Here is a 13260-nt window from a genome sequence, read left to right on the forward strand (position 1 = left end):
TTTATTACATTTATGTTGGATTAGGTTGCAGATGATAGGTAATAGTCTGCAGTAAATGTATTGACATTGATCAAATATATTATTTAGGTTTTGGCTGAAGCCCCGGGATTTACCTTTAAATGGATGGGCTAAAGCCCTCCCTATTGAATTTTAATATCAAAATCTTTTTAACTTTTTAACTTTTTAACTTTTTAACTTTTTAACTTTTTAACTTTTTAACTTTTTAACTTTTTAATTTTTTAATCTTAAATATATGGACACCAATTTCTCAGATGACTTCAAGATAAACGGAAAATTTTCAATAAAAAAAGCTTCAACTTCCTATAAAGGAAAGCTCACTAAAGAAGAAGGAGAGCAGATGCTGATTCAGGAGAAAGAAAAGCTCCGTGAACTGCAGGAAAAGTTATATGCCGACGGGAGCCAGTCTCTGTTGGTTGTATTACAGGCTATGGATGCCGCAGGGAAAGACAGCATGATAGAACATGTTTTCGGAGGAGTGAATCCCCAGGGATGTAATGTAACCAGTTTTAAGACACCCAGTTCCAAAGAATATTCCCATGATTTTCTATGGAGGCATTATCTGGCTCTTCCACAAAAAGGAATGATAGGAATTTTCAACCGTTCCCATTATGAAAGCGTTCTTGTATGCAAAGTGCATCCTGAATATAATCTGAGTGAAAAAACATGGTCTTCCGTAAAAGATTTCGATGCCAAATTTTGGGAAAACAGATATGAAAGCATCCGGAATTTTGAAAAACACCTTTCACAGAACGGAACCACAGTTGTAAAAATCTTTTTAAACGTATCTAAAGATGAACAGAAAAAAAGGCTCTTGGATCGAATTGATGAACAGGAAAAAAACTGGAAATTCTCTGCAGGAGATCTTCCGGAAAGAGCATTATTCGATCAGTATATGGAAGCCTATGAAACAGCTATTAACGAAACATCAAAAGAGCATGCTCCATGGTATGTTCTTCCAGCTGACAACAAGTGGTTTGCAAGAGTAGCTGCTATCCAGATCATTATTGATACGCTGGAAAAAATGAATCTTAAATACCCTATCCTTTCCGATAAAGACAGGCAGGAATTACAGGATTCCAAAAAACAATTGGAGAGCGAATAAAATTGGGCTGTAAGAAGGAAGCATGAAGATGGAGATTTAAATCATTACGTTTAGAAAACTTCACTCTTCCAGCTTCTAACTTTCAGCTTTTAAAAAAAATCACGAGAAAATCTATAAGCCGGATTCTGTACTTCTGAAGAAGTGCCTGTTATTTATCTGCGTGCTACATTGCTGCAGCACTTGAGCTGATTACCCCTCGGTTTTCAGGACGAGCCGCCCCTATTTTCATTGCTGAAAAGAACCGATATACTTACCATTGCACCGCAAAGAGTTTACCTGGTTTCACTACAGCCGAACTGTACCTGCTTTCTGTTGCACTTGTCCTACCCTCACGGGTGACGGATGTTATCCGCTTTGCTGCTCTGTGGTGTCCGGACTTTCCTACCTCCCGCTAAACGGGAAATCAACAGGCCGATTTTCTCGCGGAGGCAAAGGTACACAAATTTTGTGGTAAAAAGATAAAACAGCTAAACACCCCAATGGTTTTTGGTTCTGTATAAATGATCCTCATTTATAATATTTCTCTTTTACTTTTTTGCCTGTTTACTATTTTACATGATAATTTTCCCTAATTACCAGTTTATTATTATCTTCGTGCCATTATATATCTATGAATTCCAGAGAAAAAGAATTTGCGCAGCTTATTAAGGATAATCAGGGACTGATTATCAAAGTATCGCGCCTGTATACCAATTCTCTGGAAGATGAGGAGGATCTTTTCCAGGAAATCGTGTTACAGCTCTGGAGAAGTTATGATTCTTTTAAAGGAAATTCCAAAATTTCCACATGGATGTACCGTGTAGCGCTCAATACAGCCATTACCCTCTTTAGAAAAAAAAGCAAAAGCCTTCCTACAAATGAGCTGGACATCAACCACAGGGATTTTGTGGAAGATGACGATGAAAAACAGCAGCAGGTATCACTTTTGTATACTGTAATCAAGACTCTTCCTAATGTAGAAAGAGCCATTGTCATGATGTATCTTGACGATCTGCCATACAAGGATATTGCAGAAAACCTCGGAATCACTGAAGTCAATGCACGCGTGAAAATGAACAGATTAAAGAAAACCCTTAAAGAACAGATGGAAAAATATGCCTGAATTTGATTTAGACAGCTTTAAGAAAACGTGGCAGGAACAGCCTGTTCAGCCTAAATATGACAACAGTGAAATTCTTCAGATGTTGAACAGAAAGTCACGCAACTATGTGAAATATATTTTCTGGATCAGTGTTGTAGAATTACTGTTCTTTTCAGTATTGGGACTGTTCTACTTTTTCCCGGAAGAAGAGTCAGACAGTTTCCGTAAGATGCTTGAAAGATTAGGAGCTCAGGAAGCTCCCGAAGCAGAAAATAATTTCGGTCATGTTTATCTGGCTATAAAAGTCTTAAGCCTGTTAATCACAGCCTATTTTGTATTGAAATTTTATCAGAATTACCGGAAAATAAAGATCGAAGAAAACCTGAAAGGACTTATCACCAGGATCATTAAATTCAAAACCACCGTCAATGCTTTTATCCTGATCAGCATTGTATTACTTTTAATATTCACTTTTGTACTGATTGCTTTTATATTTTATATATTGAATTCCCAGAATATACAGCCCAGCAGCTCCAATCTTACCATTATTATTGTTGGAATTGCTGTAAGCACATTGCTCGCAGTCTCTATGATCTGGCTTTACTACAGACTGGTATATGGCACGATTATCAAAAAGCTTGATAAAAATCTAAAACAGCTTAAAGAAATAGATTCTCAGGAAAATTAATATCCATAGGCATAATTCGGGATATAATTATTAATTTTATTCCACCAAATCTTAAACTATGCCCTTATCTTATGTGTATGGAACTTCTGAGGTTCCATTATTAGGACAGACCATCGGAGCTAATCTTAAAAGTACTGTCGAAAAATACCCTCATCAGGAAGCTTTAGTCTGCGTTCATCAGAATTACAGAGCTACTTACCAGGAATTTTATAATCAGACAACCGCTGTTGCAAAAGCGTTATTGTTTTTGGGAGCTAAAGCAGGTGACAGAATCGGGATCTGGTCTTCCAACCGTTATGAATGGGTACTTTTGCAGTACGCTACTGCGAGGATAGGAACTATTTTAGTGAATATCAATCCGGCGTACAGAACTCATGAATTAACCTATGTACTTAATCAATCCGAAGTTCGCTTTATTTTCTCTTCCTTAAATTTTAAAACCAGCAATTACAAAGAAATGGTTGAGTATGCAAAAGAAGTATGCCCAACCCTGGAACACGAAATATTCTTCGATGAAAACTGGGAAGATTTTGTCAATAACGGACAGGAAATTTCAGATGAAGTCCTTCACAGCTTTGAAGAGCACGTACAGTTTGATGATCCTGTTAACATCCAGTATACTTCCGGAACTACGGGTTTCCCGAAAGGCGTTACGCTTTCTCACCATAATATCCTCAATAACGGCTATTTTATAGGTATCCGATTAAAATATTCTGAAAAAGACCGTGTCTGTATTCCCGTACCTTTTTATCATTGCTTCGGCATGGTAATCGGAAATATATGCTGTACTGCTCATGGCGCCTGTATGGTCATCCCTAATGACAGTTTTGATCCGGAGATTACTTTAAAAGCCGTTTCGGAAGAGAAATGTACTTCTTTATATGGTGTACCGACTATGTTTATTGCTGAACTGGCCGTAAAAGATTTTGAAACCTATGATTTTTCAAGCTTAAGGACCGGTGTTATGGCAGGTTCTGTATGTCCTCCGGAAATCATGAAGAAAGTGGAAAGCCTGATGAATATAAAAGAAATGAGCATCTGCTACGGCATGACGGAAACATCACCTGTATCTACCCAGACTTTAATTGGAACACCGCTGGATAAACAGGTCAGCACTGTAGGAACAGTTCAGGATCATCTTGAAATAAAAATTATTGATGAAAACGGAAGAACATTAAAACGCGGGGAACATGGCGAGCTTTGCACAAGGGGATATTCTGTCATGCTGAAATACTGGAATGATCCTGTAAATACCAGGAAGGTGCTGGATGATGCCCGATGGATGCATACCGGAGATATGGCCGTAATGGATAAAGACGGTTATATCACTATTTCCGGCAGAATAAAAGACCTCATCATCCGTGGCGGAGAAAATATTTCTCCAAAAGAAATTGAAGATTTCTTATACACCTATACCAATATCCTGGATGTTCAGATCATTGGAGTTCCCAGTGAAAAATTCGGGGAAGAAGTAATGGCCTGGGTGAAGGTAAGAAAAGGATTTACCATCACCGCGGAAGAACTTCAGGAATACTGCAAAGACAGAATAGCCCATTATAAAGTTCCGAAATACTGGAAATTTGTAGATGAATTCCCAATGACTATTTCCGGAAAAATAAGAAAAGTGGAGATGCGGGAGATTTCGATGCGAGAACTTGGACTTGAAAATGTAAGACAAAATTAATTTGGCAGAAAAGCTAAATTGTAAAATGGCAAAGAGCCATTGCTTCATCTATTATAAAAAACAAAAAGCATTTCAGATTGAAATGCTTTTTGTTTTTTTATTTTAAAGTTCTTTTCTTAACCTTGCTACCGGAATATTGAGCTGTTCACGATACTTTGCAATCGTTCTTCTTGCTATATTATATCCCTGTTCTTTCAGAATGACCACTAACGCATCATCGGTAAGCGGTTTTCTCTTATTTTCTTTATCAATCACTTCCTGAAGATGAGTTTTGATTTCTTTGGTGGAAACTTCTTCCCCATCATCATTCGTTAAGCTATCCGAGAACAGGTCTTTAAGATATACAATACCGTTAGGTGTATCTGCATATTTACTTTTTACTACCCTTGAAATCGTAGAGATATCAAATCCTGTAATGTCAGCAACATCCTTCAAGATCATTGGTTTCAGAGATTTTTCATCTCCAGTGATGAAATAATCTTTCTGAAATTTCACAATGGCTGTAATCGTCTGCAATAAAGTATTCTGACGCTGATTAATAGCATCGATATACCATTTTGCAGCATCTAGTTTCTGCTTGATAAACAAAGCGGCTTGCTTATGCTCTGATGAATTTTTATCATGGGAATACGTTGTCAGAATGTCTTTGTATTCTTCAGAAACCCTTAAAGTAGGTGCATTTTTACTGTTCAGCATAGGGATTACCTGACCGTCTTTCACCTGAATCACAAAATCCGGAATAATTTCCTGATTGATTGTAATCGTCTGTGTATCAAAATTTCCTCCTACTTTAGGAGATAGTTTTGATATTTCATCCAGTGCATCTTTCAGATCATCTTCTTCAATATCATATTTCTGAATGATCTTATTATAGTGCTTATTGGTTAAAGCTTCAAACTGATGTCTCAGGATGTTGGCAGCCAAAGAAACCGCTTTGTCAGAACTCACTTTCTTTTCAATCTGTAATAACAGACATTCCTGCAGTCCTCTTGCTCCCACTCCTGGCGGATCAAGTTTCTGAACATAATTTTCCAGGATATCCTCCACTCTTTCTTTGGTGGTGTAAATTCCCTGTGAGAAAGCCAGATCATCAACAATAGATTTGATCTCTCTTCTCAGATAGCCGTCCGTATCTAAATTCCCGATAAGATATTCTGCAATCTTCAGATCTTCATCACTGATATTCACCAGATGAATCTGTTCTGTAAGATAATCATATAAGGACTGTCCTTCCGTTAAAAGACTCTCGTTATCAAATTCCTCATCATCCGGAGAGTAGTTGCTGGATGCGGTTTTATAGCTGGGTTCATCGTCATAGATATATTCATTGACGTCGAAATCTGTTTCAATGCTTTCTGTACCCTCATCCTGATAAGCGTCTTCAAGGGAAGAGTAATCATCTTCCTTAGAATCTTCTTTCGCAATTTCCAAAGCTGGGTTTTCTTCTAACTCTCTCTCCAACTCCTCTTCAAATTCAAGAGTATGAAGCTGAATAAGCTTCATCAACTGGATCTGCTGAGGGGCCAGCTTCTGTCCTAATTTGAGTTGTAAGTGTTGTTTAAGCATATTCTTTATTTGCGTTTTAACATAACATATTCTACGAATTTAATAAATTTATTTGATAAAAAACGCATTTAGCATGATTTTTGCATTACTTATCCTAACATAATAAACTATTAAAGAATAAAAAAAGCCTTAACTTCTGATTAAGGCTTTTTTTATTGTTCTAGAATTCAGCGCTTTTCGGCGTTCTAGGGAAAGGGATTACATCTCTGATATTCGTCATTCCCGTTACGAAAAGAACTAATCTTTCTAATCCTAAACCAAAGCCGGCATGCGGTACAGAACCGAATTTTCTGGTATCAAGATACCACCAAAGTTCGTGCTCATCTACGTGCATATCCGTCATTTTCTGTTTTAAAACATCTAATCTTGCTTCTCTCTCTGATCCACCGATGATTTCACCAATACCTGGGAAGAGAACATCCATGGCTGCAACGGTTTTATTGTCATCGTTAAGTTTCATGTAGAAAGCTTTGATTTCCTTTGGATAGTCAAATAATACTACCGGGCTTTCAAAGTGTTTCTCAACAAGGTATCTTTCATGCTCAGACTGAAGGTCAGTTCCCCATTTTTCAACCGGGTAAGCAAATTTTCCTTTTTTATTCTCTTTAGAATTTAATAAAATTTCAATCGCTTCTGTGTAGCTTACACGCTTGAAACGTTTTGCCACTACGTTCTGAAGCTTTTCGATAAGACCTTCTTTTGCTCTTTCTTTTTCAGGTTTTGATTTTTGTTCTTCTTCAAAACGTTTGTCTAAGAATTCAAGGTCATCTTTACAGTTATCCAATACGTACTGGATTACATACTTTAAGAAATCTTCCGCAAGGTCGATATTGTCTTCAAGATTATTGAAAGCCACTTCCGGTTCTATCATCCAGAATTCAGCAAGGTGTCTTGTCGTGTTGGAATTTTCAGCACGGAAAGTCGGTCCGAAAGTATAAATTCTTCCCAATCCCATAGCTGCAGTCTCTCCTTCCAACTGTCCGGAAACGGTAAGGTTTGTTTTTCTGCCGAAGAAATCCTGCGCAAAATCGATCTCTCCTTCTTCTGTTCTTGGCATATTGTTCAGGTCAAAGTTGGTTACCCCAAACATTTCGCCTGCCCCTTCCGCATCAGCACCTGTAATAACCGGTGTATTGATATAGAAAAACTGGTTCTGGTTAAAGAATGAATGAACAGCAAAACTTACTGCGTGACGCACTCTGAAAACTGCCCCGAAAAGGTTTGTTCTGAATCTTAAATGCGCCTGCTCACGAAGTTTTTCAAGGCTGTGTTTCTTCGGCTGAAGAATTGTACTCTGAAGTTCTTCCGTAAAGTTATCCCCTAAAATAATGATCTTTTTAGCAATAATTTCCACAGACTGTCCTGCACCCTGGCTCTCCACCACTTCACCTACTACTTTAAGGGATGAAGCTGTACTGATATTCTTGATGATCGTTTCATCAAAATTTTCGAAATCAACAACTATCTGCAAATTATTAATCGTAGAACCATCATTAAGTGCAATAAAGCGATTAGCACGGAATGATCTTACCCATCCGTAAACTGTAATGTCATGATGTAATACTTTCTTGTAATCCTTCAGGATTTCTTTGATCGTTTGCTTTTTCATTTGTTGATGATAAATTTTTTGTGTAAAAATTAATGTCTGCAAAGTTACAAAAAAACAGCGCAACTTGATGATTGCGCCGTCTTTAAAAATCATTTAACAAACATTTAAATTTTTGATTCAGGAATTTTACCTTTTCTCCTGCCTGTTCTTCTTCATTTTCAGGTTACATTTCCACTCAATATTGCCCTGAATTTCAAAATAAATCCGTATTTGACCCGGAGTGAACACCACTCGCTACCACTTTTAGAAAGAATAAAACTTTCATTTTACTCTGAGTTTTCATGGAATTAGTTTTAATGTATTGAAATGGTTATTAGTTTTTAAGCGATAACTTATGGCCAACCACCGGGTCTTACATCCATTTTTAGACTATACTATACTACTTTTAAACATTATGAAGGATTCACGGATTTTGTTTACTTGTTTCATGATTTTTTAAATGATCACTATTCTTTACATCTCTAACTTATGAACAATTGATTCATTACTACATCTTTGTTTTTTTGCGCTGATTTTATTTCTCATTTTTATCAGCCTCGTTAATAATTTTGTTACTGCAGTTCCGAATTTTATTTTTAATCAACCTATTGTTCAGAACTGATATTTTGTATTGTGCACATACAAAAAATGTTGCGTTTTTACCTTGAAGCAAAGATGCAGAAAAGAGGAGCAACGAGGCAAGTGAATGGTATATAGATTCATAAATCTATATATTTAAAATCATGAATTTATAAATACAAATAAATGAAAATCAATAAATTAAAAAAATCACTCCAGCATGTTTTCAATTTCTTTCAGATAGATAGAAAGAGGGGTTCCGGTTCGCTTTTTGAAAGCCAAAGTGAAGGCCTGTTCATTATTATATCCTAATTCTTCAGCGATAAAAGGAATTTTATAAGACCTGAATTTTTTGTCATTAGCCAATCTGTTGATGGCATAATCAATACGAAGATCATTAAGATAGGTAGCAAAGTTTTTCCCTTTATAGGTATTGATAATTTCCGACAGGTATTTTGAGTTTGTTTTTATTTTTTTGGCAAGACTTCCCAGTGTAATTCCTTTATTCAAAAACTGATCTTTGTTTTCAAATATTTCAAGCTCTTTTAAGATGGTCTGGGCTACATCTTCAGAAATGGTTCTGGATGTTCTGTCCTCAGAACCTTCTGTATTTTCTGACCCAGGAATGTCATGAAGAATTTCTCGGGCCTCAACCTCCCTGTTTTTCCCCACCTTGTTTTCGTTAACAGACAGGATAAGGTCCTGGGCAATCTTCTTATAGTTCTTCTCGGATTTTTTGTATTTAAAATAAACGTTGATAAATAATAAATGGGATATCAACAAAAGACTTAAGACAATATAAAAAAGACTTTTTCTTTTGGTAAGCTCATTGGTAATGCTTTCTTTTTCCTGCTGAAGTTCCGGAGTATCATATCTTCTAGGAAGTTCTCTGGAAATATACCTGAACTGGGTATCGAGCACCTGATCAACTTTTAAAAAACGATCTACATAATACAGTTGTTTTTCCTTATCCCCGTTTTCTTTATAATAATCAATAAGATAAGTATATACATCTCTCAGCTCCGGATAGATATAGTTGGTTTTAAGAACCATAGAATCAATCTTCCGGAAATAGTCTACTGCTTTCTCTTTTTCGTTGAGCCCTGCATAGGATTTTCCTAAATATAAAAAAGTATAATTATGATTTCTTTTAGTTCCGTTATTGTTGGTAAAGAAATATTTTTCACACTCCAATAAGCCATCAATCGCTTTCTTATAATTTTTTGAATGTAAATAAAAGTATCCTAACAGTCCAAGGTTCTGATGATAGCGGTAGACATTCTTATTCTTTTTAGAATCCAGTAAGCCTTCCTTTATGAGGATATAGGCAGAATCCATCTTATTAATCTCTATATAAGCATCAGCCAGATTTAATTTGAGAGAATTCTTCTCATCTTCGTTCATATAATCGGCATCATATGCATAATGTCTGAGTACTTTTGCTGTCTCTGCATGCTTCCCGATATAATTATTCAGGTAAGCAATACTGATATGCGCCATAGCAATTTGCCTTTTATTTCCTTTTTCCTTAGCATATTTCAGTCCCAGGATATAATTATTTAATGCAGACTGAAGTTTATCTGTATTGAAATACAGATTTCCTTTTAAAAGATAGATTCTGGCCGGATATGTATTTTCTTTAGAGTTCTTTGTGATATTCTGTAAGCTGTCAAGATATTTTAATGCATTGGGCAGAGTCTCTTCAAAATGAAGCATAACATATCCCTCAGCAATCTGAGTGGTATTTTTTTCAGCTTTTGCCTTTTTAAGATAACTTTCTGCAATTCTTTTACTGTTCACATCTCCGATATGACTACTGTAGAATTCTTTTTCCAATTCTTTATAAGTCCGCTTTTCCGAAGTATTTTTTTCTATATTATTGGTTTGTGCATGAAAAAACAGATTTCCAATAATAAAAAACAGTATTAAACATTTTATTTTCATCATTCATCCGAGCTATACTACAAAAATATTATTTTTCTTCAGTAGACGCACCACTGCATTTGCTTTTTTCCTGTTATTATTCAATATTCTTATGAAAATCTTCCATGATGATCTGCCAGCCAAAATGATATTGTTACAATATTATTTCCATTCTACTTTCCCTTCCAGATAATATACTCTTCCATTGCTCTCATACAAAAGGTCATAGCCCTGAGAGGTAAGATAAAAATGACAGACCTTCATTTCACCATTCCTTTCTTTAAACTGAAGAACTGCGGGACACATTTTTGCCTGTTCCATTTTCTTCACAATAAGATCAAAATCCTTCTGAATATTTTTTCTATTATACAGAGACAACATCCGATCATTAATAAAACGAATATATTTCAAAGATGAAAGAGGATAAGTAATTAACTTAAAAGGCTTTCCTGCCAGCTTCGCTGCATTCTCATTGAAAAAATTCGTGATCGAAATACTATCCTGTGTAATAGTTTTCACCACACTTGATTCATATCTCTGGCCATCTGCAAATTCCATGCTGTATATGGCTTCCATTTTAACGGCAAAACCTTTTCCAGATTTTCTTAAATCTTTAAGGTCCGTAAATTCTTTTCCTTTTTTAATGATAATCAAAACATTTCCTTCTCCAAAATCACAGTCATAATATTTTTTATAGTCGAAAGGCTCTTCAATATTGGTTTTCAATGTATCATTCACTGCATTTTGTGAAAAAATACGGACTGACATCATCAGTAAAAACAAGATCAATTTATAATTTTTCATGGTTTTATTATATTATGGTTATAATTATTTACTTAATTTTTTAAGATACTGATAGTGTGAAACCACAGCATTAACAATACTTTTCTCATGATAAGGAAAGCTGTTTCTGGCGGCCGCTTTTTTGATAGCCGGAGTAATAAGGGTATAAACAGTATGTGGCAGACCAGGAAACAGATGATGCGCTGCATGAGAATTGAATCCTCCGAAAATCCAGTTCGCAAACATACTGGTCGGGTGATAATCCAACGATACGGCTAACTGATGTTCGTAATAGTCATAAGGCAGATATCCTTCATCATCCGGTTCGGGAAAATCCGTTTCAAGGCTCAGATGAGAAATAATCAAAGTCAAAACAAAGAATAATGAAATCGTTAAGTGCATGATAATAAAGGATACTAGTATCGTCAGTACCGGAATAGGGGTAAAAACAGCAGGAACAACCAGCATATAAACGAAGTAAGCTAATTTCAACAGGATAACTTCAGCCACAGAGATTATTGTATGTTTCTGATTTCTGAGATTAGCCAAATCTTTTTTCCTGACATATATAAAATCCTTGATAACAATCCAGTGCAGTGTATAAAAGCAATACAGCACCGTAGCATACAAATGCTGATAAGCATGGATACTCCTTTTAGGATGATGGGCAGACAGCCTTAAAAAAATATTATCATCGATATCAGCATCACAGCCATCCACATTAGGAAATACATGATGAGACGCTATATGTCTTTTTCTCCACAACCTCGCATTCACTCCCTGCAGATTAAATGTAATGTAGTAAATGATCCTGTTGAGTTTTTTATACTTTGAAAAGGTATTATGAACGCAATCATGGGCGCAGTTAAAAGCGAGCAATATTCCGGCAAGCCCTAAAGCAATATAATTCAAGGTTACCAGCCAGTTCTTATCTTCTATAAACGGATTAAAAAGATTGGTATATAAAAACAAGAAGGTCAGAGAATACAATAAGAATTTGATGATCATCAATCTTTCTGCCTTTTTAGTGATTTCATCTGTCAGTAATATATTGACCTCTTCACGTAATTCCGAATAGAAAGGAGAGGTTGCTTTTTTAAATCTGATTTTTGGTTTCATAATTATTGTGTTAATTATTTAAAAAACAAGGTTAATTCCTATACCGTAGCGAAATCCTTTAGTGGGAAATACCCTCTTAAACTGTAGTAATTCTTATCACCATCAGTAAGTTTTGTTCCTATTGAGAGAAATGCCTTATTATCCATTGAAGTTCCCTCAATTCTTGTACTGAGAAGAAAGACCAGCCATTCTTTCTCTTTGATTTCTTCAAACTGGGCTTTCAGAAAGCCACAAAGAAATATGGTAATGATTGCAACAAACTTTCTCATAGTTCCTTATTTGTTTTCTGTTTTTTAAAATTCCAGTTGATGAGAGGAAGCTTTCTCTTTCCATTCTCATTCCACATCCCGATTTGTACTCCTCTGAAATTCTCACATTTATTATACAATCCGATCTGAACTCCTCTACACTTTTGGCCAATATTGGCAAAAGGTGCTACAGAAACTCCTTTTATCTCATGGTGCAGATTAAAAAACGGAGAAACAGAGATCCCGTTCGTGATAGCATAGGTATTGACATTACTGGAAATATTGATTTCCAAACCATTGGTTAATGTAGGCTCCATATTGATGATGGATAATTGCAGCCCGTTAATCGTATTCATTTTCTTACGGGGAACAATTACATAATCACTAAGATTCCAATTACCCGGCTGGAGGGTGACAAGCATCAGTGGTGGAAGGAAAATCCCTATAAAATTAAATCCCATTCCTAATCCGTTTACTTTCTTAGGCTTAAAATGGTCTTCCTCATCAAAATATTTAAATAAAATCCCGTTGACATTCCGAACATGCTTTGAGGGCGAAGCTGCAATTAATCTTGGCTTCAAAGAATCTACCTTCAGACTGTCTGATGCGTATATCAGACTATGGACTAAAAAAACTGCTATTACTAAAATCCGTGTTTTCATAACTCATTATTTTAAAATTACAGTTCAAAATTATCGGCAGAAACCAAGGTTCCGAATGTGAAAAAAAATAAAAAAAAATATACTGTTTGCGAAAATCACAAAAAGTATAAATAATGACAATGATTTTTTTTCACATCATGGTGCCGGAAGCGGGAAGAAGGAGGCTGGAAGTGATTTTCAGTAATCAATATTAATAATCATTACAATATCAAATTG

11 protein-coding genes and 1 other RNA gene are annotated in these 13260 nt (G+C 35.7%); 4 read left to right on the forward strand and 8 right to left on the reverse strand.

What is annotated here, in order from left to right:
- Positions 1-253 precede the first annotated feature (253 nt).
- Positions 254-1123 (forward strand): polyphosphate kinase 2 family protein, encoded by an 870-nt coding sequence (locus CRS_RS15365; protein ID WP_142724899.1) that lies wholly within the window; start codon positions 254-256, stop codon positions 1121-1123.
- A gap of 98 nt (positions 1124-1221) precedes the next feature.
- Here the strand turns inward: CRS_RS15365 and rnpB are convergent.
- An RNA gene (gene rnpB, locus CRS_RS15370) (RNase P RNA component class A) lies at positions 1222-1546 on the reverse strand.
- Positions 1547-1733: 187 nt separating this feature from the next.
- Here rnpB and CRS_RS15375 point away from each other — a divergent pair.
- Genes CRS_RS15375 through CRS_RS15385 form a run of 3 tightly spaced genes read left to right on the forward strand, consistent with a single transcriptional unit; the run spans position 1734 to position 4576 of the window.
- Positions 1734-2225: an RNA polymerase sigma factor gene (locus CRS_RS15375; RefSeq protein WP_142724900.1), complete on the forward strand. Its 492-nt coding sequence runs from the start codon at positions 1734-1736 to the stop codon at positions 2223-2225.
- Entirely contained in the window at positions 2218-2892 is a 675-nt protein-coding gene (locus tag CRS_RS15380) for a beta-carotene 15,15'-monooxygenase (RefSeq protein ID WP_142724901.1), read from the forward strand. The genes CRS_RS15375 and CRS_RS15380 overlap by 8 nt, the downstream gene beginning before the upstream one ends.
- Positions 2893-2950: 58 nt before the next feature.
- Positions 2951-4576 (forward strand): AMP-binding protein, encoded by a 1626-nt coding sequence (locus CRS_RS15385; protein ID WP_142724902.1) that lies wholly within the window; start codon positions 2951-2953, stop codon positions 4574-4576.
- A gap of 102 nt (positions 4577-4678) precedes the next feature.
- Here CRS_RS15385 and rpoN read toward each other — a convergent pair whose 3' ends face one another.
- The 7 genes from rpoN to CRS_RS15420 form a co-directional block, all read right to left on the reverse strand.
- A complete protein-coding gene (rpoN, locus tag CRS_RS15390; protein ID WP_002976989.1) occupies positions 4679-6142 on the reverse strand; it encodes an RNA polymerase factor sigma-54 in 1464 nt (487 codons plus the stop codon).
- Positions 6143-6302: 160 nt separating this feature from the next.
- Positions 6303-7751, reverse strand: a complete 1449-nt coding sequence (asnS, locus tag CRS_RS15395) for an asparagine--tRNA ligase (protein ID WP_142724903.1) — start codon at positions 7749-7751, stop codon at positions 6303-6305.
- A 768-nt stretch (positions 7752-8519) separates the two neighbouring features.
- Positions 8520-10256, reverse strand: coding sequence for a helix-turn-helix domain-containing protein (locus tag CRS_RS15400; RefSeq protein ID WP_142724904.1), 1737 nt, complete (start codon positions 10254-10256; stop codon positions 8520-8522).
- Positions 10257-10394: 138 nt separating this feature from the next.
- Positions 10395-11036, reverse strand: a complete 642-nt coding sequence (locus CRS_RS15405) for a hypothetical protein (protein ID WP_142724905.1) — start codon at positions 11034-11036, stop codon at positions 10395-10397.
- A gap of 24 nt (positions 11037-11060) precedes the next feature.
- Positions 11061-12134, reverse strand: coding sequence for an acyl-CoA desaturase (locus CRS_RS15410; protein WP_142724906.1), 1074 nt, complete (start codon positions 12132-12134; stop codon positions 11061-11063).
- A 38-nt stretch (positions 12135-12172) separates the two neighbouring features.
- A complete protein-coding gene (locus CRS_RS15415; RefSeq protein WP_142724907.1) occupies positions 12173-12403 on the reverse strand; it encodes a hypothetical protein in 231 nt (76 codons plus the stop codon).
- Entirely contained in the window at positions 12400-13044 is a 645-nt protein-coding gene (locus CRS_RS15420) for an LA_2272 family surface repeat-containing protein (RefSeq protein WP_142724908.1), read from the reverse strand. The genes CRS_RS15415 and CRS_RS15420 overlap by 4 nt, the downstream gene beginning before the upstream one ends.
- Positions 13045-13260: the final 216 nt, after the last annotated feature.

This window comes from Chryseobacterium sp. ON_d1 (genome assembly GCF_006829085.1).
Lineage (GTDB): Bacteria > Bacteroidota > Bacteroidia > Flavobacteriales > Weeksellaceae > Chryseobacterium.

Excerpts from the sequence above, each read along its gene's own strand:
- CRS_RS15365 (WP_142724899.1), top strand. The coding sequence starts at position 254 with ATGGACACCAATTTCTCAGATGACTTCAAGATAAACGGAAAATTTTCA.
- CRS_RS15375 (WP_142724900.1), top strand. The coding sequence starts at position 1,734 with ATGAATTCCAGAGAAAAAGAATTTGCGCAGCTTATTAAGGATAATCAG.
- CRS_RS15380 (WP_142724901.1), top strand. The coding sequence starts at position 2,218 with ATGCCTGAATTTGATTTAGACAGCTTTAAGAAAACGTGGCAGGAACAG.
- CRS_RS15385 (WP_142724902.1), top strand. The coding sequence starts at position 2,951 with ATGCCCTTATCTTATGTGTATGGAACTTCTGAGGTTCCATTATTAGGA.
- rpoN (WP_002976989.1), bottom strand. The coding sequence starts at position 6,142 with ATGCTTAAACAACACTTACAACTCAAATTAGGACAGAAGCTGGCCCCT.
- asnS (WP_142724903.1), bottom strand. The coding sequence starts at position 7,751 with ATGAAAAAGCAAACGATCAAAGAAATCCTGAAGGATTACAAGAAAGTA.
- CRS_RS15400 (WP_142724904.1), bottom strand. The coding sequence starts at position 10,256 with ATGATGAAAATAAAATGTTTAATACTGTTTTTTATTATTGGAAATCTG.
- CRS_RS15405 (WP_142724905.1), bottom strand. The coding sequence starts at position 11,036 with ATGAAAAATTATAAATTGATCTTGTTTTTACTGATGATGTCAGTCCGT.
- CRS_RS15410 (WP_142724906.1), bottom strand. The coding sequence starts at position 12,134 with ATGAAACCAAAAATCAGATTTAAAAAAGCAACCTCTCCTTTCTATTCG.
- CRS_RS15415 (WP_142724907.1), bottom strand. The coding sequence starts at position 12,403 with ATGAGAAAGTTTGTTGCAATCATTACCATATTTCTTTGTGGCTTTCTG.
- CRS_RS15420 (WP_142724908.1), bottom strand. The coding sequence starts at position 13,044 with ATGAAAACACGGATTTTAGTAATAGCAGTTTTTTTAGTCCATAGTCTG.